Source organism: Isachenkonia alkalipeptolytica (assembly GCF_009910325.1).
In the GTDB taxonomy this organism is placed as follows: domain Bacteria; phylum Bacillota; class Clostridia; order Peptostreptococcales; family T1SED10-28; genus Isachenkonia; species Isachenkonia alkalipeptolytica.
In genome coordinates this window covers 187,890-208,191 of the sequence record NZ_SUMG01000004.1, presented here as the reverse complement: position 1 = coordinate 208,191, position 20,302 = coordinate 187,890, and the positions used below count along the sequence as shown (strand labels likewise).

19 protein-coding genes are annotated in these 20,302 nt (G+C 41.8%); 2 read left to right on the top strand and 17 right to left on the bottom strand.

Going from position 1 to position 20,302, the window contains the following annotated elements; translation table 11 throughout:
• Positions 1-101: 101 nt before the first annotated feature.
• The 12 genes from ISALK_RS05460 to lepA form a co-directional block, all read right to left on the bottom strand.
• Positions 102-551 carry a GatB/YqeY domain-containing protein gene (locus tag ISALK_RS05460; protein WP_160719949.1) on the bottom strand — a complete coding sequence of 150 codons (450 nt, stop codon included), beginning with the start codon at positions 549-551 and terminating at the stop codon, positions 102-104.
• A gap of 21 nt (positions 552-572) precedes the next feature.
• Positions 573-752, bottom strand: coding sequence for a 30S ribosomal protein S21 (gene rpsU / locus ISALK_RS05455; RefSeq protein ID WP_160719946.1), 180 nt, complete (start codon positions 750-752; stop codon positions 573-575).
• A 166-nt stretch (positions 753-918) separates the two neighbouring features.
• Positions 919-1,260, bottom strand: a complete 342-nt coding sequence (locus ISALK_RS05450; RefSeq protein ID WP_160719943.1) for a histidine triad nucleotide-binding protein — start codon at positions 1,258-1,260, stop codon at positions 919-921.
• Positions 1,261-1,275: 15 nt separating this feature from the next.
• Positions 1,276-2,589 carry a tRNA (N(6)-L-threonylcarbamoyladenosine(37)-C(2))-methylthiotransferase MtaB gene (gene mtaB / locus ISALK_RS05445; protein WP_160719939.1) on the bottom strand — a complete coding sequence of 438 codons (1,314 nt, stop codon included), beginning with the start codon at positions 2,587-2,589 and terminating at the stop codon, positions 1,276-1,278.
• A gap of 4 nt (positions 2,590-2,593) precedes the next feature.
• On the bottom strand, positions 2,594-3,355 hold the full coding sequence (locus ISALK_RS05440; protein ID WP_160719937.1) for a 16S rRNA (uracil(1498)-N(3))-methyltransferase: 762 nt from the start codon (positions 3,353-3,355) through the stop codon (positions 2,594-2,596).
• A 2-nt stretch (positions 3,356-3,357) separates the two neighbouring features.
• Positions 3,358-4,302, bottom strand: coding sequence for a 50S ribosomal protein L11 methyltransferase (prmA, locus tag ISALK_RS05435; protein WP_160719935.1), 945 nt, complete (start codon positions 4,300-4,302; stop codon positions 3,358-3,360).
• 263 nt (positions 4,303-4,565) lie between these two features.
• Complete coding sequence (gene dnaJ, locus ISALK_RS05430) at positions 4,566-5,699, bottom strand: molecular chaperone DnaJ (RefSeq protein WP_160719933.1); 1,134 nt, start codon at positions 5,697-5,699, stop codon at positions 4,566-4,568.
• Between the two features lie 146 nt (positions 5,700-5,845).
• Complete coding sequence (dnaK, locus tag ISALK_RS05425; protein WP_160719931.1) at positions 5,846-7,696, bottom strand: molecular chaperone DnaK; 1,851 nt, start codon at positions 7,694-7,696, stop codon at positions 5,846-5,848.
• A 115-nt stretch (positions 7,697-7,811) separates the two neighbouring features.
• Positions 7,812-8,447, bottom strand: coding sequence for a nucleotide exchange factor GrpE (locus tag ISALK_RS05420; protein ID WP_160719929.1), 636 nt, complete (start codon positions 8,445-8,447; stop codon positions 7,812-7,814).
• Positions 8,448-8,474: 27 nt separating this feature from the next.
• Positions 8,475-9,503 carry a heat-inducible transcriptional repressor HrcA gene (hrcA, locus tag ISALK_RS05415; RefSeq protein WP_160719927.1) on the bottom strand — a complete coding sequence of 343 codons (1,029 nt, stop codon included), beginning with the start codon at positions 9,501-9,503 and terminating at the stop codon, positions 8,475-8,477.
• A gap of 101 nt (positions 9,504-9,604) precedes the next feature.
• A complete protein-coding gene (hemW, locus tag ISALK_RS05410; RefSeq protein ID WP_160719925.1) occupies positions 9,605-10,744 on the bottom strand; it encodes a radical SAM family heme chaperone HemW in 1,140 nt (379 codons plus the stop codon).
• 117 nt (positions 10,745-10,861) lie between these two features.
• On the bottom strand, positions 10,862-12,670 hold the full coding sequence (lepA, locus tag ISALK_RS05405) for a translation elongation factor 4 (protein WP_160719923.1): 1,809 nt from the start codon (positions 12,668-12,670) through the stop codon (positions 10,862-10,864).
• A gap of 167 nt (positions 12,671-12,837) precedes the next feature.
• Between lepA and rpsT the strand changes: the two genes are divergently transcribed.
• Positions 12,838-13,101, top strand: coding sequence for a 30S ribosomal protein S20 (gene rpsT, locus ISALK_RS05400; protein ID WP_160719921.1), 264 nt, complete (start codon positions 12,838-12,840; stop codon positions 13,099-13,101).
• An 80-nt stretch (positions 13,102-13,181) separates the two neighbouring features.
• On the opposite strand, the gene holA is transcribed toward rpsT, so the two are convergent.
• The 4 genes from holA to ISALK_RS05380 all read right to left on the bottom strand — a co-directional run bounded on the left by holA (position 13,182) and on the right by ISALK_RS05380 (position 18,300).
• On the bottom strand, positions 13,182-14,213 hold the full coding sequence (gene holA / locus ISALK_RS05395) for a DNA polymerase III subunit delta (protein WP_160719918.1): 1,032 nt from the start codon (positions 14,211-14,213) through the stop codon (positions 13,182-13,184).
• On the bottom strand, positions 14,173-15,720 hold the full coding sequence (locus ISALK_RS05390; protein ID WP_160719915.1) for a ComEC/Rec2 family competence protein: 1,548 nt from the start codon (positions 15,718-15,720) through the stop codon (positions 14,173-14,175). Before ISALK_RS05390 ends, holA begins: the two co-directional genes overlap by 41 nt.
• 86 nt (positions 15,721-15,806) lie before the next feature.
• A complete protein-coding gene (locus tag ISALK_RS05385; RefSeq protein WP_236660272.1) occupies positions 15,807-16,973 on the bottom strand; it encodes a YibE/F family protein in 1,167 nt (388 codons plus the stop codon).
• A 28-nt stretch (positions 16,974-17,001) separates the two neighbouring features.
• Positions 17,002-18,300: a tetratricopeptide repeat protein gene (locus ISALK_RS05380; RefSeq protein ID WP_160719912.1), complete on the bottom strand. Its 1,299-nt coding sequence runs from the start codon at positions 18,298-18,300 to the stop codon at positions 17,002-17,004.
• A gap of 231 nt (positions 18,301-18,531) precedes the next feature.
• On the opposite strand from ISALK_RS05380, the gene ISALK_RS05375 reads away from it, so the two are divergent.
• Positions 18,532-19,443: a ComEC/Rec2 family competence protein gene (locus ISALK_RS05375; RefSeq protein ID WP_160719909.1), complete on the top strand. Its 912-nt coding sequence runs from the start codon at positions 18,532-18,534 to the stop codon at positions 19,441-19,443.
• 32 nt (positions 19,444-19,475) lie between these two features.
• On the opposite strand, the gene ISALK_RS05370 is transcribed toward ISALK_RS05375, so the two are convergent.
• Positions 19,476-20,150, bottom strand: coding sequence for a hypothetical protein (locus ISALK_RS05370; RefSeq protein ID WP_160719906.1), 675 nt, complete (start codon positions 20,148-20,150; stop codon positions 19,476-19,478).
• Between the last annotated feature and the right edge of the window lie 152 nt (positions 20,151-20,302).

Below are 20,302 nucleotides of genomic sequence, written 5' to 3'. Positions count from 1 at the left end.
TCGGACCTTGTGGTACAAAAATTGAAAAGTGTACCACAAGGTCCGACCCCCTGGTACAAAAATGAATAAAACCCGGATTTCTCCGGGTTTGGGTGTGCTCATTATTCAAAATTTAATTCTTCATTCACTATTTTATTTACAAGTTTTCCATCACCTCGACCTTTGACCTGAGGCATAACCATTCCCATGATTTTCCCCATATCGCTTTTCGACTCCGGTTGTACTTTTTCGATGGCTTCTTTTACGATACCTCGAATTTCCTCTTCCGTAAGTTGTTTTGGCAAGTAGGTTTGTAGAATTTCAATTTCTTTTCGGTTTTGTTCTACCAAATCTTCTCGCCCGCTTTTTTCAAAGTCTTCGATGGAATCTTTACGTTGCTTTACTTGTTTTGAAATAATTTGAATTACTTCTTCATCGCTAACATCCTGTCGTTTGTCGACTTCCCACTGCTTGATGTCGGATCGAATCATGGTAATTACATCTTTTTTAACCTTGTTTTTCTCTTTCATCGCGGTTTTTAAATCCACAGTTAGCTTTTCTTTAAGGTTCATTGGTTCACCCTCTTCGTAAGACTAATATCGCTTCTTGTTTCGCTTTGCAGCCTCTTCCTTTTTCTTTCTCTTTGTACTAGGCTTTTCATAATGCTTTCGCTTTTTAGCTTCCGATAAAACCCCCGATTTTGAACATTCTTTTTTAAACCTTCTGAGTGCATTATCAATACTCTCATTGTTGTTCACTTTAACTTCAGACATTTATTAACCCTCCCTCCGATAGCAACCAATGTGCTTTTTCCATAGCGTTTTCGCCATTGTGCAAGTGGGATAAACACCTAGTTATTATACCGTACATTTCTTTTTTATGCAAGTGAATTTTTCAATGCTTAAGCAGCTGGGAAGTCCGGTAGACAAGTCTGCCCCCTTAACCCGGAGGCCACTGCATAAAACGGCCACCTAATAAATGAAAATGCAAGTGGTTCACGGTTTGTCCGCCGTTTTCTTTGCAGTTGTTTACCACTCGGTACCCCTTTCCCAGATCCTTCTCCTCAGCAATTTGCTGAATGGTTTGAAAAATTTCAGGAAGAAGCTCCTGCTGTTCATCAGCGGTCATCTCATGTATATTTTCGATATGCTTTTTCGGTATCACCAGTATATGGGTAGGGGCTTGAGGATTTACATCTTCGAAAGCCAGTACCTGTTCATTTTCGTAGATCACCTGGCTATCTATTTCCCTGTTTACAATTTTACAAAAGATACAGTCCATAGAAAACACCTCCTTTTAAATACCAATTCGACATTCAGCAAAAAAGTCCTTCTTTTCTTCCCGAATATCTAGAATTTTTACCGGTTGCATTTTCTTCGATAAGTCCACTTCGGATTTTCCTTTCACCTTTACATACCTTGAAGTAAATCCGGTACTGAGCTTTTCTTCCGGATCATAACTTTCAAATAAAACCTCTTCTTTTTTTCCAATAAAAGATTTCATATATCCTTTTTTTAATTGCTCGCCCATAGCGATGAGTTTTTCACTGCGTTCCTGTTTTGTCTTTCCGTTAATCTGTTCTTTGTATTCTGCCGCCGGGGTCCCTTTTTTCGGCGAATATTTAAATACATGGATTTCATAGAACTCCAATTGATTCAGCAGGTCATAGGTGTCCAAAAAATCCGCTTCCGTCTCTCCCGGAAAGCCCACAATAACATCCGTGGTGAGCGCTGGGTTTTTAAAGTATTGTCGGAGCAATTGTATCGCCTGTTGGTACTCTTCCCGGTTATACTTTCGGTTCATCCGCTTCAACACCCTATCGGAGCCGCTCTGTAGAGAAAGATGGAAATGAGGGCAGAGCTTATTTACTTTTTGCAGTTCTTTAAGAAAGGATTCACGAATCAAATTTGGCTCCAGGGAGCTTAAACGAATCCTGAAAATCCCGGGAACCTCGTTGATTTCCTGAAGAAGTTCTAAAAAGTAATGTTCCTCATTCAAATCTTTTCCATAGGATGCGATATGAATTCCTGTTAAAACCACTTCTCGATAACCGGCCTCTGCCAGGCGGTTCACTTCCTCCAAAACCAGTTCCTTGTTTCGACTTCGAATGTTTCCTCGAGCATAGGGAATGATGCAGTAGGTACAATACTGATTGCAGCCTTCCTGAATTTTTATAAAAGCCCGGGTTTTCCCTTCGTACTCCGTGAGAGCCAGATCTTCAAATTCATAAACCTGCATAATATCCTCCACGAATTGACTTCCCCGGCCCTCATCCTTGTTTTCCACCAGACGGACAATTTCCTTTCGTCCGTGGGTACCAATAACAATGTCCACCCCTTCTAAGCCTTCCACCTCTTCAGGAGCCACCTGAGCATAACAACCGACCACCGCCACAACGGCGTCGGGATTAAGCTTCTTCATCTTACGAATAAATTGTCGTGATTTTCGGTCCCCTACATTGGTTACGGTACAGGTGTTGATCACATACACATCGGCAAAATCTTTGTCGGTGACAATGTCGTAGTCCGCACTTTTAAAGAGTTCCATCATCGCATGGGTTTCATATTGATTCACCTTACAACCTAAGGTGTGAAATGCTACTTTTTTCAATCCTTTAACCTCCTAAATCGCCACTTTCGTACTGTACCATGGTAAGCAATGCCAGACCCGCGGTTTCCGTTCGAAGAATTCTTGGCCCCAGGGTTACGGTGTTCGCACCTATCTTTTTAAGGCTTTCAATTTCTTGTTCAGCAAAGCCCCCCTCCGGACCCACCCATAGACCAATAGTAGCACGTGATACCTCTTGGTCCTTATTTCCATGCAAAAAGGTTAAGTCCTTTATGCCCTTTTTTTCCTCGTCTTCATAGGCCACTATTTGAAATTCTTCGAAGGAATTATCCAGTGCCCGGTTAAATTCCATCGGTAGCGTAATTTCCGGAACTTTTATTCGTTTGCTTTGTTTTGCCGCTTCATAGGCAATCTTTTGCCAACGCTCCTGCTTTTTTTGTTGATCCTTTTTTGTTTTAAGCTGCACTACGGAGCGCTGATTCATCACGGGAACAATACGCTTAATCCCCAGCTCCACGGCTTTTTGAATGATCAGCTCCATCTTTGAAGCCTTAGGTAGGCCTTGATACAGGGTAATTTCCAAGGGAGATTCCCGTTGAACTTGCTTAAGCTCTAAGAGTTTTACTTGAGTACTTTTTCCCTCCACAACAGTAATTTCCCCCAGATATTCCAATTCTTCTCCCACCACTAATTCAATGATATCCCCTACCTTCAGACGAAGCACTTTTTCTAAATGTTTTGCATCCTCTCCAGTAATGTAAGCTGATTCCTCTTGCACTTGACACTTATCTACAAAGAACCGATGCATTCCTAATCCTCCCTTAAGCGACCATAAAGGGCTGCCCATTCTCCTTTTTCAATGGTCCGATATACTTCGATATTATGAGCCTTTAAGGCTTTTTTTACCGGCTCGATTTTTTCTAAAATAATTCCTGAGGCAATCAATGTTCCCGAGGGCTTTAAGTACTGCTGAAAGTCCGGAGCCATGGTAATGATTACATCGGCAATGATGTTAACTAAAATTACATCCCCTTTTTCATCGATGTTATCCATCAGGTTCCCATGATACACGGACACTTGACCCTTCACCTGATTTTTGTTTACGTTTTCCCGGGCCACTCCTACGGCTACCTCATCAAGATCCACGGCGATAACTTTCTTTGCTCCAAGTTTTGCAGCTGCAATTCCTAATATCCCGCTACCGCATCCGATATCAAAAACCAAATCCTCTTTGGTTACCACTTCTTCCAAAGCCGCCGCACACATGGTTGTGGTTTCATGAGTACCGGTTCCAAAGGCCATACCAGGGTTCATCTCAATGATAAGATCTTCAGGCTTTTTATCATAGTCTTCCCACTCCGGTTTAATAATAATATTTTTTCCGATTCTCGTCGGTTTATAGTACTGCTTCCAGGTATTGCTCCAGTCTTCATCCTTTACTTCCTTCGCTTCCACAGTTCCTTCACCGATATCCAGACCGTAATGGGGAAGGTATGCAATGGAATGTTTAATCAATTGAATCTCATCCGCCACGCCTTCGGTTTTTGGCAAATACCCTTTAATCAAGGCTCCTTCATAGTCAAAGGTGTAGAGTTCTTCATCCACGTAATCCCAACTTCTTTGATCCTGATTGATGAAATCAAAATCCTTAGGGTCTTCTATTACCAGTCCCTTTACCCCTGCATCGTAAAGAATATTCGCCACAGCCTCCGTGGCTTCCGTTGTTGTTTTAATGCTTAGTTCCATCCATTCCATTTCATCACATCCTCTTTAGTCTTTGCTTCTATTATAACCGATTTTTAAGCTTGGGGGCAACCGCAACTAGATGATCGGTGCTGTCCGTTTCTCCCAAATCAGTGTTCCTATAAAATCTGACGTTTTTTTAACTATAGAAAAATCACTCCTGGGGAGTGATTTCCTATTTCTTTCATTAAAATTCGGATCCATGAACTCCAGGGTATAAATCATAAGAATTGCTAACTTACGTTTAAACACTTATCGAAAACTGTAACCCTTAACTAGGAAAGCATGTCCTTTACTTTATCAATAAAAGATTTTCGCTGTTCGTGAACTTCTTCGCCGCTTTCCTTGGCAAATTCTTTCAGTAAATTCTTTTGCTTGGAAGAAAGCTTTTTCGGAACTTCTACGGTTACCCGAATATATTGATCTCCTTTTCCGTATCCATGGGGATTAACGATCCCTTTGTTTTTAAGCCTAAATACGGTACCGCTCTGGGTGCCTTCCGGCATTTTATATTTTACCTTCCCTTCCAATGTAGGCACTTCAAGCTCATCTCCAAGAGCTGCTTGGGCGAAGGTTATAGGCATTTCACAAATAACGTTGTCCCCTTCCCGAGTAAACAGGCTGTGGGGTTTTACCCTTACGATAATGTATAAATCTCCCCGGGGGCCTCCTTTTGTTCCCGGCTCTCCGTAACCTCTTAAGGGAATTACAGATTCGTTGTCCACCCCTGCAGGGATTTTTATTTTCATTTTCTTTTCCTTTTGAACTTTTCCTTTCCCATGGCAGGTGTTGCATTTTTCTTCGATGATTTTTCCTTCTCCACCGCATTTGTTGCAGGTTCTAACATTCACGATTTGACCAAGAGGAGTGTTTTGAGCATATTTTACTTCACCTGTCCCGTTACACTCCGAGCATTTTTTCGAATCCGTTCCCGGTTTAGCACCGCTTCCGTCGCAGGTCTCACAGTTTTCCTGACGGTAAAACTTAATTTCCTTTTCAACCCCAAAAGCCGCCTCTTCAAAAGTAACAGTTACCTGTTGCTGAATATCCGGACCTTTTCTCGGTCCTTGCCGTCTTGATCTTCCGGAACCGCCGCCAAACATATCAAAAATATCCGAGAAGATATCGTCGAAGCCTCCGCCGCCGAAGCCTCCGCCGAAGCCACCACCGGCTGATGCTTGAGGGTCCACTCCCGCATGGCCGAATTGGTCATAACGTTGCCGTTTTTCCGGCGAACTGAGGATTTCATAGGCCTCACTGGCCTCACGAAATTTCACTTCAGCTTCCTCATCATCAGGATTTCGGTCCGGGTGATATTTCATGGCCATCTTCCGATAAGCCTTTTTGATCTCTTTTTCATCGGCATTTTTATCCACGCCCAGGACCTCATAGTAGTCTCGCTTACTCACCTTTCCACCACCTTTCTATATTTCAGATGACGTATTCCGACCTTTTCCCCTCCACAAAACTTCCAGGGTGATCAGAAAGCGCTTCATCCTTCGTGAATACTAAGGGCACCCGCAGGTGCCCTTAGTATTCATTTATTTTTCAGCTTTTACTTTTCTTCGTCGCTCTTTTCTTCATCATCCACTTCTTCGTACTCTGCATCTACCACATTGTCATCCTCTGCTTGTTCTCCGCCTTCTTGACCTTGGGCATCACCTTGTTGCTGAGCATCTTGATACATCTTCTGAGAAACATTGTGGAAAGCCTCGTTTACGCTTTCAATGGTAGCTTTCATTTCTTCTACATTGTCGTCTTCCTTGGCTTTCTTAAGTTTTTCCAGTTCTTGCTCTACTTGAGCTTTTTCTTCCTCACTGATCTTATCCTTTGCTTCCTCAAGACCTTTTTCAATTTGATAGATTAAGGAATCCGCTTGATTTTTTGTTTCAATGGCTTCTTTTTTCTTCTTGTCTTCTTCTTCAAACTTCTCCGCTTCCTTAATCTTTTGTTCCACTTCATCTTCTGAGAGGTTAGTGGAGGCAGTAATGGTGATTTTTTGCTCTTTACCGGTTCCAAGGTCCTTAGCTGATACGTTTACAATTCCGTTGGCATCAATATCAAAGGTTACTTCAATTTGCGGTACACCCCGTGGCGCTGGTGGAATATCCGTCAACTGGAATCGACCTAGGGTAGAGTTATCCGCTGCCATTTGTCGTTCCCCTTGCAGTACATGAATGTCCACTGCGGTTTGATTATCCGCTGCGGTAGAGAATACCTGGCTTTTCTTTGTAGGGATGGTAGTGTTTCGTTCAATTAACTGAGTAAATACTCCGCCCAAGGTTTCGATTCCAAGAGATAAAGGCGTAACGTCCAGAAGCAATACATCTTTAACATCTCCCGTGAGTACTCCCGCTTGAATAGCAGCTCCCAGAGCTACACACTCATCTGGATTGATCCCTTTATGAGGGTCTTTCTGAGTAATCTTTTTAACCGCAGCCTGTACCGCGGGAATACGTGTGGATCCTCCCACAAGGATGACTTTATCAATGTCACTGTCGGTAAGATCTGCATCCTTTAGAGCTTTCTTCATCGGCTCAATGGTTTTTTCCACTAAGTGACCAGTCAATTCATCAAACTTCGCCCGGGTAATTTCCATATCCAAGTGTTTGGGTCCGCTGGCGGTTGCCGTAACAAAGGGAAGGTTAATGTTGGTGGTCATGGTGCTGGAAAGTTCTTTTTTGGCTTTTTCCGCCGCTTCTTTTAGACGTTGCAAGGACATTTTGTCATCCCGTAAGTCTACCCCTTCCTGCTTTTTAAACTCTTCCGCCACGTGGTCGATGATCATTTGGTCAAAATCATCTCCACCTAACGTGTTATTACCATGGGTAGCCAGTACTTCAAATACGCCGTCACCGAGTTCTAAAATGGATACGTCAAAGGTTCCTCCTCCTAGGTCATATACCATTACTTTTTGTTGATCTTCCACTTTATCAAGACCATAGGCAAGAGATGCTGCCGTAGGTTCGTTGATGATTCGCTTGACTTCTAATCCTGCGATCTTTCCTGCATCCTTGGTAGCTTGCCGTTGACTATCTTCAAAATAGGCTGGTACAGTAATAACCGCTTCCGTTACTTTTTCTCCTAAATAGGCTTCCGCATCCGCCTTTAACTTCTGTAGAATCATTGCGGAAATATCTTGAGGAGAGTGTTCCTTTCCATCAATTTTATCCACATGGTCCGTACCCATATGTCTTTTGATGGATGCTACGGTTTTTTCAGGATTTGCCACTGCTTGACGCTTTGCGGGTTCCCCTACAATTCGCTCACCGTCCTTACCAAAGGCTACCACCGATGGAGTGGTTCGATTTCCTTCGGAGTTTGCAATTACCTTGGGCTCGCCACCTTCCATTACAGCTACGCAAGAGTTTGTTGTTCCTAAATCGATTCCAATAATTTTTCCCATATTATACTGCCTCCTTGTTTTTCTTTTTCTAAAATTGGTTATTTTCCGGATGCTGTCCGGAGTGTTGCATAGAGTTCTTGAATTTTAAGATTTATTATTTAAACTAAGTAATACTTCACTTAGCAACCTTAACCATAGCCGGTCGAAGGATCTTTCCATGGATTTTGTATCCTTTTTGAAGCACTTCAACCACCGTATCCGGTTCATGCTCTTCACTTTCTTCCTTTAGAATCACTTCATGAAAATCCATATCATAGGGTTCATGAAGAGGATATTCTTCCTCAATGGAGTTCTTCTTCAGCACATCTTTAAACTGCTTCAATACCAGTTCCAGTCCTTTATACATCTCTGTGCTCTCTTCTGAGTCTTGAGAATCAAGGGCGCGTTCCAAATTGTCCACCACCTGTAACAGGTCTAAGGCAAACTCCTTTACAGCAAACTTTCGGTCCTTTTCCCGTTCTCGATCCATACGTTTTTTATAATTGGAAAACTCCGCCTGTTGACGCTTCAGTGCTTCACAATACTGAAGAGCCTCTTCTTGCTCTTTTTTCAGCGCAAGTTCCAATTCCCGGATCCGCTCCTGTTGTTCTTCCTGGATCTCCTGAGGAGTTTTCAGAGTCTCTTCCCCTTGTTCTTCAAGAATTTCTTCATTATCTGAGGAATCCTCCTTATGCTTTTGAGTATCTTCCCCTTGAGCTTTTTCGGAGTTTTTTCTGGACTCCTTTTCTTCGTTAGACTTTTTAAACATCATTAAACACCTGCCTTACCTAATATTTGGTTAATATTTATCTCTTAGTAAATCATTTAACTGCTTATTCAATTGATACATAATGGATACCACCTTAGAATAATCCATCCGGGTAGGACCGATAACGCTTAGATGTCCAATGGTGCGATTATCAATTTTATAGGTGGTGGTTACTAGACTGCATTCCTGAGCAATATCATACAGGTTTTCCTTTCCGATGGAAACCCGAAGGCCCTCTTGATCCGGTAGGGACAAAAGATTCTTGATCAATTCTTTTTCCTCTAACATAGCCAGAAAGGAACGGGCTTTTACGATATCGTTAAACTCGGGGAAGTTAAAAATATTTGTGGTCCCGCTAAAGAATACATCTATCTGTTCCACTTCTTTTACCACTTCTTGCAAATGGAGCAAAATCAGCTCAATCGCCCTTCGATACTCATACAGTTCCCGCTGGATTTTTTCAATGACCAGCCGGGAAACTTTTCGAATTTCCATTCCCTGCAAGTGTTGATTTAAGAAATTGGAAATTTTTTGCAGTTCCTGAGGCTCTAGATTTTGTCCGATCCGCAATAACGTGTTCTTCACCAAACCGGTATCCATAATTAACACCACTAAGATCCTTTCTTCATCCACTGGGACCAGTTGGAGGTGCTTAATCCGGTTTTCCTTGGTTTTTTCCGCCATGGCTATAGAGGTATAATCCGTTAATTCCGATAAATATTCTGCACTGTGCTTTAACAGATTTTGTACTTCATGAAACTTTTGCATAAGATTTTCACGCAGAGCTTCCCGCTGGATTTTTGCAAGAATCCTCGACTCCATCAGTTTGTCCACATACAGTCTATATGCTTTGTCGCTGGGGACTCTGCCGGAAGAGGTGTGTAATTGTTTTAGATAGCCTTCTTCTTCCATTTCTGACATTTCATTACGAATTGTGGCCGCACTGACACCTAAATCGTATTTTCGAGACAGGGTTCTAGAGCCTACGGGCTCTGCGGTTTCAATATAATCTGTAATGATCGCTTGAAGAATTTTAAGCTTTCTTTCACTTAATTCCATAGTTGCCACCTCAATTATTAGCACTCACTTTCGCTGAGTGCTAATTATTATGACACTAAATTATCACGAAGGAGATCCTTTGTCAAGGGCTTTGCTGAAAATTAATCCAAGATCTCTCGAAATACGGAATTGGATAAATAAAGGCCCTTTGAAGTAAGTCTTAAGCGCCCTTCACGGGTTTGTATAAGTTCTTTTTTTTCAAACCCCCGGAGCTTCTGTTTCACCGTATCATCCACCGGAGTTTTGTATCGCTCCTCCAAATAATCCATATCGATTCCTTCCCTAAGACGCAGACCCAGCATTAATGATTCCTTCAACCGCTCCCGATCCGATAATAATTCTTCCCCTGCAAGAGGTTTTTCTTCTGCTTGAATCATCCGGTGATAACTGTCGAAATCTTCGGCATTGAAAAAACGACGGTTTCCTATACTGGAATGTGCTCCAAGACCAAGGCCGAGGTATTCTCGGTTTTCCCAATAGGTGCGATTATGCCGACACTGAAATCCGGGTTTTGCGAAATTTGAAATTTCGTAATGTTGATACCCCTTCTTTGGAAGAAATTTTCGAAGAAAGTCATACATATCCACTTCCAGGTCTTCATCCGGTTCGGGAAGTACCCCATGGTTAATTCTCCTGGCTAGCTCTGTTTCCTCATTGATGATCAGACCATAAGCAGAAATATGAGGAATATTAAGATTCACCACCCACTGCAAAGTATTTTGAAAGGTTTTCAGCCTCTGTCCTGGTAGACCGAACATTAAATCCCCATTGATGTTTTCATAGCCTATTTTTCGTGCATTTTCAAGACTTGCTAAAAAGTCCTCAGCACTGTGAATCCGTCCTATTGTTTTTAATAACTCACGATTCTCACTTTGCAGTCCCATACTGAGGCGATGGATCCCAAGATCATAGTAGCGGGCCATCTTATCATAGCTGAGAGTATCGGGATTTCCTTCAATGGAAATCTCTGGGTCTTCACTAAAAGGAAAAACCCTCCGTAACTGTTTCATGATTTTTGCAATCCCTTCCACGGGCACCATACTAGGAGTGCCTCCGCCGATAAACAAGGTATCTATCACATAGACTTTCCCAAGATGCCGATATAAATCGATTTCTTTACTCAGATCCTCCATGTATTCTTGGATATCATCCCTGCCGCAGTTCTGAAAAGAACGAAAATCGCAGTAGTGACATTTCTTTTTACAAAAAGGAATATGGATATATAGGCTGAGTTTTTTCATCTTTTCACTACCTTTCCCAAAAAAACTAGCAACATTGCGCTGCTAGCTTTTAGCCTTAACGGGCTTTAGTCTTTATATAGCTTTTCTCTGCTTTACTTGGTGCTTTTAAAATCCCGATTAATCATCCAGCTTTAATACGGACATAAAGGCTTTTTGGGGAACTTCCACATTACCCACTTGTCGCATTCGCTTCTTTCCTTCTTTTTGCTTCTCTAAAAGCTTTTTCTTACGGGAAATATCTCCTCCGTAACACTTAGAGGTTACGTCTTTACGAAGGGCCCGCACCGTCTCTCTGGCCACCACTTTTGTGCCGATGGAGGCTTGAATCGGTACCGCGAACTGATGTCGTGGAATTTCATCCTTCAGCTTCTCACACATGCCTCGACCTCGGGTCTCCGCCGTACTTCGGTGCACAATAAAGGATAGGGCGTCCACCTGCTCATGATTGATTAAAATATCCAGCTTCACAAGATTGGACTCCTGATAATTTTTAAACTCATAATCCAGAGATCCGTAGCCCCGGGTTTTGGACTTTAGAGCATCAAAAAAGTCATAGATTACTTCATTTAACGGAAGATGGTAGTTAATCACCACTCGGGTGTCTTCAATGTATTCCATGTCCAGCATTGTTCCTCGTCGGTTTTGACAGAGCTCCATTACCTGGCCCACATAATCATTGGGCACCATGATGCTGGCCTTTACAATGGGTTCTTCAATCATTCGAATTTCCTGAGGCTCCGGTAAGTTCGCCGGATTCTGGATCATTACCACTTCATCGTCGGTTTTAGTCACCCGGTAAATAACGCTTGGGGCTGTAGTAATTACGTCTAAGTCAAACTCCCGGATCAACCGCTCCTGGATGATCTCCATATGAAGGAGACCGAGGAAGCCACATCGAAATCCGAACCCTAGGGCCGCGGAGGTTTCCGCTTCAAAAACAAGGGAAGCATCGTTTACTTGTAATTTTTCAAGAGCATCCCGAACATTTTCATACTTTTCCCCTTCCGCAGGATAAATGCCACAATAGACCATAGGGGTTGATTTTTTATATCCTGGTAACGGATTTTCCGTTTCCCGTTGGGTTTCCGTAATGGTATCCCCCACCCGACAGTATCGAACATCTTTGATACTTGCAGTTACGTAGCCTACATCTCCCGCCTGAAGCTCCGGTAAGGCTACAGGGTTCGGAGAGAACACCCCCACTTCATTGACCTCGAAACTTTTTCCCGTGGCCATCATTTTGATATTCATGCCCTTTTTTATCTTTCCTTCATAAACTCGGACATAAGCAATTACCCCTTTATAATTGTCATAGAAAGAATCGAAAACCAAAGATTTTAACGGCTTCGTCTCATCATCCTTCGGGGGGGCAATTTTCGTGACAATCGCCTCTAGCACATCCTCAATATTGATTCCGTTTTTCGCCGAAATCAACGGGGCCTCACTGGCGTCAATCCCCAGAATCTCTTCAATTTCTTTTTTCACTTCTTCGATACGAGCTCCAGGAAGGTCGATTTTATTAATAACCGGAATGATTTCCAAGTCCTGGTCTAAGGCTAAATACACATTGGCCAAAGTCTGGGCTTCAATCCCCTGGGCGGCGTCCACTACTAAAATAGCCCCTTCACAAGCTGCAAGGCTTCTCGATACCTCATAGGTAAAGTCCACATGTCCCGGGGTATCAATCAAATTTAGGGAATACTCCAGGCCGTCATTGGCGGTATAGAGCAAGCGAATGGTCTGAAGCTTAATGGTAATGCCCCGCTCCCGTTCCAGTTCCATGTTATCCAATAATTGCTCCTGCATATCTCGCTCGGCAATTAGGCCGGTTTTTTCAATCAGTCGGTCCGCCAGGGTAGATTTACCATGGTCGATATGGGCGATAATAGAAAAATTACGTATACGATCTTGTCGAACACTTGCCATGATGATCCTCCTTTTATTCTTTAATCTTAAACGATTATAACATATTCTCACCGGGGTTTATAGTAATTTTCCCGTGTCTGTGAAAAGATTTCATGATTAATGGTTGCATTCCCATGACTTATTTGATAAAATCTATATGTTAACAGCCTGTAAGGGGGTGAAAGATTATGGCAAATATTAAATCAGCACAAAAAAGAATTAAAGTAATCCAAAAGAAAACAGCTCGTAACAAGTTAATCAAAGATGATCTAAAAAAGACCATCAAGGCTTTTGAAAGAGCTCTAGAAGGTAACGACATGGATACTGCAAAGGAAAAACTTCACTCAATTGAGAAAAAGTTTGACAAAGCAGCGTCAAAGGGTGTTTACCACAAAGCTAAAGCTTCTCGAAAAGTATCAAGATTAACAAAAAAGTTCAACCGTGCTGTATAATATTCCCCCCACAAAAAAACCGTGTCTCGGTTTCCTATAAAATAAGCATACCCACGGGTATGCTTTTTTATTTGGCTCTTTTACTTACAAAGATCCATTACAATTAGTTCTATTCCCAAAAGATCCTCAATCTGTCCACTTTTAATTTTCGCATCGATATCTGTGATGTAATTGATAAAACCAATCAGTTGCTTTCCCGAATAGTTTCGACTCTGCTTTAAACTTTTTGTAGCCACAAAGGGGTGGATGCCAATACGTTTTGCAATGACTTTAGAGGTGTAGCCTTTACCCGAGAGCTCTTTCACCTTTAAGACATTCTTCATCTGATTACTCAGAGTGGCAAGAATTTTCAGTACCGGCTCCCCTTGATAAATCAGTTCCTCCATCTGCTTCAGGGCTTCTCTTTTGTTTTTCTTCTCCACAGCATCCATGACCTTAAAAATATCATTTTCAAAGCTTTTGGAAGTAATTAGATCAATATCCTTTTGGGTGACCCGCCCTCTGTTTCTCGTATAATGAATCAATTTATTTACTTCATTTTCCACATCAAACAAAGTTTTGGTCCGGTTTCTTCCGAGATAGTCCATATTTGCTACAAAGTAATTCAATGTGCTTTTTTCCACCTCAATTTTTTCCTTGTTCATCTTACCTTTAATCCAACGGAGCAGTTCACTCTCCTGTAAGGGATCAAATTGAAAATATTCGCCCTGTTTCTTGATGGTTTTTACCAACTTCTTTCGGGCATCTACCTTGGAGGATAAAAAAATCACACAGACCGCCGGAGGCAAATTATGGATGACCTCCAGCACTCGTTCTTCCTCTTCTTTAGAAGTTCCCTTTTTCTGTGTTCCTAAAAACAGGGGATCCTTCACCACCACCAGCCTTTTTTCCGCCATAAAGGGAAGGGTTTCCACGGCATCTTGAAACTTTGCCAAATCAAAATCCTTATCATGAAAGATGGTCAGGTTAAGAGCCTTGAAATTCGGATCAATCAGTTTTTTTTCCAGGGTTTTGTATGCTAAATCGATCAGGTATTTCTCCCCTCCGGTAAATAAATATAAGGAGGCAATATTATCCTGCTGCAGGTGTTTTTTGAATTCTTTCCATATCATAATCGAAACCCCTCTTTTCTATATATAAGTATATGCTTACAATTATTATGTAATACCCAATCACCCAGCCAAAATGGAATGTTCCTATTTCCATAAAGGCGCCGGGGATTTTTTGAAGAAATCTTACTAAAGCAATTTGATAGGTCAGCAATCCGTTAGTAAAAACATTTACCGCCATTCCTAAGGGCTCTATGATAAGCCCTAGAAAAACCCCTGTAATCCCAAGGCTTAATAGCATTCCCATGGTAGGCATTAAAAGAAGATTGGCTCCGATGGAGATGATTGATATCTGACCGAAATAGTAGGCCATTAAGGGCAATGTTCCCAATTGGGCCGCCAAAGTTACCGCTACTAAACTTCTTAGAAGCTTAGGCAAAAAACTCAGTCCTTTATCGAACTTCGAATACAAAAGAAGGATACTTGCGGTGGCAGTAAAGGACAGTTGAAAGGAAACGGTAAACAGGGCCAGAGGGTTAACGAATAATGAAATGATCCCTACTACAGCCAAGGCATGCAACCCATCGTAGGGACGGTGTTGATAAAATGCCAGGATATAAAGCCCATACATCATCCCGGCACGGACCATGGAAATGGGAAAGGCGATTAAATACCCATAAAGAAATAAAATTCCAAGGATCATCCATAAATAAAGCTGTTTACCAATCCCCAATGCCCTGAAAAACAGAGTGAAGACAATCACTAAAATACCCACATGAAGACCCGATACTGCGATAATATGGGCAGTTCCGGTTTGGGCAAAGGCCTCCCGTAAATCCTCTTCTAGAAACCCTTGATTCCCCAAAAGGACACTTTTCATCAACTGGTTTTGGGGTTCCTGCAAGGAGTGATCCATAAAGTTCAAGGCCCTTCGTCGGTTCTCCGGAAAAAATCCCTGGTGATAAAAACCATCCTTTGAAAGCAGCTCTACCTGGGACGGCGAGGCCTGTAGCCGATTATGAATTCCTCGACTTTTTAAGTACAGATCATAGGAACTGTCCGGCGGTCTAGCGGAAGAAACCGCCTCCACCACCGGGCTGTGAATTTGTATTCGATCCCCACTGTTATACCCATGATCGATACCGTAAATTCTTAGGGTCTGCCTTTCCCGAAAAGATACTTCCTCCCCATTGATGATCAACAATGGACTGAAGACTTCATAGTCCGTAGCAAAGTCTCTTTCCCTTACCCTTTCCACATAGGCCTCTAAGGCTATTGAGTCCTGCTCTGTAAAAAAGGCCAGCGGATCTTTTTCAACATGATGGCTATACAGTTGATGACCGATTAACAGAAATGACAGGGCGATCAGCAGGAAAAAGCTCTTGCTTATAAGCTTTCTCCCGAAATCTACGCCCGTAAATGTTGCAACTGTAATTACGACGACCACAACGAAGCAAGTTATTGCCATAGCGCCTATAATCATCTCATGTTTTTCCAAACCGTAATGATTACCAATCATCCCTGCCATCAGAGCGAAAAACAGAGGAATAAACAATCTTTTAACTTCCAAACCATCCCTATTCTTCATGTTTTTTTATAGTTCCCAAAACCGAAGGTTTCCTTCCGGTACAAGAACCATAGTACCTTCCTTTCAATTTATTTGTATCGCTCAAATAAAAAGGTTCCGGTAAATACAGTGAGAGGCACCGTCATAATCAGCCCGATACTTCCGGCGAGGGCTCGAACAATCTCCGTTGCAATAATATCTAAGTTGATAATCTCCGTAATGGAGGGTTCATAGGCCGTGAATAGAATCAATAAGGGAATAGCACTTCCGGTATAGGCTAAAATCAAGGTATTTGCCATAGTCCCCATGATATCCCTTCCCACATTAAAGCCGGCCCGCATCAAATCCTTTCTTGCAATTTCCGGGTTGGCATTTTTTACTTCCTGCAAGGAAGATGCAATGGACATTCCCACGTCCATCACCGCTCCCAGGGACCCGATAATAATTCCGGCGAACAGGAGGCCTCGCACATTAAATTCCACATCTTGGGGAATATATAAAAGCATTAGAGCTTCCTCCGAAGAAAACCCCGTTAACTGAGCGCTGGAACCAATCCAAAGAGTGATGATTCCTGCGATAAACACTCCACCGAGAATCCCCACAATAGCAGAGATGCTTTTAATATTAAATCCTGAAATGATAAAAATCGTAATCAAGGTAACCACCACGGAGATCAGCACCGCCAACAAAATCGGGCTGTATCCTTGAAGAATTCCGGGAATCAAAAGTTTTATGATTAAAAACAGGGTAAGCCCGATGGTAATAACAGACTTTAGTCCTTTAACCCTTCCGATAACTAAAAGAAGTATGAGAAATATCCCAATGATCAGGTAAAGGTAGGTATCCCGAACATATTCTTTAATATGAACTTCCTGAACCTCTTCCGGAGTCCCTTCGATGCCTACCATCACACGATCCCCTGCTTCCACTTCCATATCATATACAGGATTCCCCATCAAAATGTTATCCACTTCAAAAACTTCCCCTTCTAAGTCTCCCGAAGTGATCTCCAGGGTTACTTCCTGAATATAAGTGCCGGCACCAAACTCCTCATCCCTGGCGGGATTAACCTCAGCCTCCCGGATTACCGCCCGGGCATCCGTGGGTTCCCCAACCTCTTCCTGAACCTCAGGAAAATCTTCCACCGGTGCTGCTGCCATCGGTTCCTGGGATTTTGACAAGTCTTCAGCCCCTAAGGCGAAGGAAGTGGTTAAGATAGTAAACAATAGAGTCCATACCATTATCTTTTTAATCATAATTTCCTCCTTGTATTGTGATCAGTTCTTATTTCTCTATGTTCGAATGCTTGCCCTTCGGCTTTCGTTGTGATTTTCTTCGGGACCTTAACTCCCGAAGTTCTTCCTCAATAAGAGGATGAGAAGGCATTAATTGCTTCGCTTTATACAGATGCCACTGGGCAAGTTCCAAATCACTCTTCTCCATACGAATGAGTCCTAAAAGGTAATGATAAGAGGACATTCCCGGTTCCTCCTTAATCATAATTTCCCCGTATTTTAAGGCCTGATCGTAATCTTTCAGCTCATAAAAATAAGTTCCTACTAATCGAAGAAGGTGATAAAGATCCTTGGGGTCCTCTCTGATAATTTTTTCATAGGTCTTTACCGCTTTTTCAAACTCTTTCAAATGCACGTAGCTTTCCCCTAAATCACTGAGTAATTCAATCCTTAAGGTTTTATCTCCTTTGTTTGTTTTTTTCAGTCCTCTTTTGAAGAATCGAATGGCTTCTAAATCCCGCTCCAAATCCGATAACAGCTCTCCTTTGGTTTTATACAATAAAGGGTCGGTGATTCCTTCTCTTTCAGCATCTCCTAGGATTTCCAATGCTCGATCATAATCATCCAGCGTGGCTAAAATTACCGCTTGATTGCAAACAACAAAAACGTTTTTCGGATATTTTTTCAATGCGAATTTTCCGATTTTATAAGCCTTTTCTTCCATTCCGTGGATCATATAGAATGCACAGAGGTTTAAATAGGGTTCTTCGGACTTAATATTCAGATAAAGAGGTTTTTTTATGGCTTTTTCCGCTTTTTTAACCTCTCCCTGTTCTTCGTAATAAAGAGCTATTTCTTCATAAAGGCCGTAACGGCGATACTTTTTCAAAAATTCCGGATGATGTTTTAAAATCAGATTCAAACCCACATAAGCTTCCATGACCCGATTCCGGTCAAAATGGTTGCGAATCTCCCGGTAAAAAACTTTCCATTTATCCACGGAAGTCTCGGCAGAATCAAGCTCATATTTTTGGTGCCATTTTATGATTAACTTACGGATTTCCATGGGCTTTTGGGGATAAAATACCTCTTCAGCAACCTTTTCCTTCGTAAAAATTTCTTTGATTTCCCGGTATAGTGTTTCTCCTTTTTCACCTTCTTCAAATCGGATCTGCAACCAGTATCCCGGTACCCCTTTATGGGAATGTTGTAACTTAATCAAGAAAACCCCTTCCCTTTGACGAGGTTTCGTACCTTCTATCTCTTTCTGTCCCGGGGTTTCATGCAAATATTTATCAATGAAATCGGCCCTTCGCTTTTTATTCAAAAAAAATCCCTGTATTTTCAAATTTCGTACTCCTCTCACATCAAACATCACGATACTTCTTGTATCCTCTTGCGGTAAGTTTAATATTTTTCTCACTGTCTGTATTTTTTAGTGAAAATCCTGTTTTTCCCTATATTTTAAGGTTTTATGCTATAATACTTTTATAGAAGTCGAACTGTCCTTTAACACTTTGATAACTTACTTTTCACCCTGTTGAATACCCTGTTATATTCCAAAGAAAGGAATGATCCTATGGGTCTGCAAAAAACCCGCGCCAAAATTTTCCAAAGCCCGATTTTCTTCTTCTTATTTCTGCTATTAATCATAACGTCTTTTTTATTTTTTTTCAATGTTTTCTCCGGGGAAGATGCATCCCTTTTACGGGTCCATTATATTGACGTAGACCAGGGAGACAGCATTTTAATACAAACCCCCGGCAATCAAAATATCCTGATTGACGGAGGCGAGAGAAATCAAGGGGAATACGTAAAGGGTTATTTGCAAAACCAGGGAGTGAAGCATCTACATATGGTTGTGGGAACCCATCCTCATTCTGATCACATCGGTGGTCTTGGAATTATTTTAGAACATTTTCCTGCGGATATGATCCTTCTTCCGCCCGTATCCCACACCACCCAAACTTTTGAAGACCTTCTTCATACCATCGAAGAGAAAAACGTCCCCCTGATTCCTGTCCCATCCCCTGAGGCCTATACCTTTGAAGAAAACCTTACCTTGGAATTTTTAGGGCCTCACCTGGATTTTCAGGATCACTTAAATAATTGGAGCGTTGTGTTAAAAATGACCTACAAAAATCACGGTTTTCTTTTCACCGGGGATATTGAATCTGCTGCAGAATCTGCATTGCTTCAGGGCTACCCTCTTGAAACACTTTCTGCGGATGTCCTAAAAGTTCCTCATCACGGTAGCAGCACATCCAGCACTGCCCCTTTTTTAGAAGCCGTTGCCCCAAGGGTGTCCATCATCTCCTGTGGCAAAGAAAATCCTTATGGGCATCCCCATAAGGAAACGATAGAACGCCTGCTTTATTTTTCTTCCGACCTGTACCGCACTGATATCCATGGCACCATTCTACTAAAAAGCAACGGGGTGGAGCTCTGGTCTCCCACCGCGCCCTTTATCCCTGAAAATATCGGGAAATAACCCGGAAACGAACCCCATGTAAAACAGGAGCACTAACGTAAATACTCTTTAAAAACCTTATCGGTCCAATTTTTCCCTAAGTAACGCTTTGTTACGACATAGCCATAGTCCTTTGTGTAAAACTTATCCTTAAAATGACTCTTCCACAGACAAAATTCTTCGCTCTCCTCGGGAAGGCAGTTATAATTTTTCATCAGCCCTTGGTACCATTGTTTAAAAAGTACTATAATATCTTCAAATCCCGCTTCTACATATTCGGTATTCACCATGCCGTTGTAAGTGTTTTCGATCAATTCATCCACTAAGAAATGCTGGGGCTTGACGATTTTATACAGTCTTTCCTCTGCCAATTTTTCATCTAAAGCTAAAAGTTCTTCAATACCCGGTATATTCCCGGTTCCCTCCAAATCATGATAAGCATAATTAACGGTTACCACCGCCCGTTTGGGAACGTAGATACACTGATAAATAAATATCGGATAACACCGATTCCTCGGATAACAAATGCCGTATTCATATCCATAGATATTCAGTCCCTTGAGTTTTAAGGTAGAGAACTTTTCGATATGCTTCCCTTTAAAAACCTTCACTTCTCCTTTGGAAAACAGCCGACTTTTCTTTTCTACTTGTTTAGGGATCGCCTCTTCCGATAAAAAGTCTAATTCTTTTAAGCGATGAGCCATAGGGCTCTGTATTTTTGGAATCACAATGATTCTCCTCTCTATGATCTTCCTACTATAATCATGTAAATTTTAAATAAGTAAAAGTTCCATACTTTTACTTCAAGGGGTTTCCTGTTTGTTGAAAATTTTATTGCCCTTATCAATTAAATATTTAAGGTTCCTCCTTTAAGGGTATA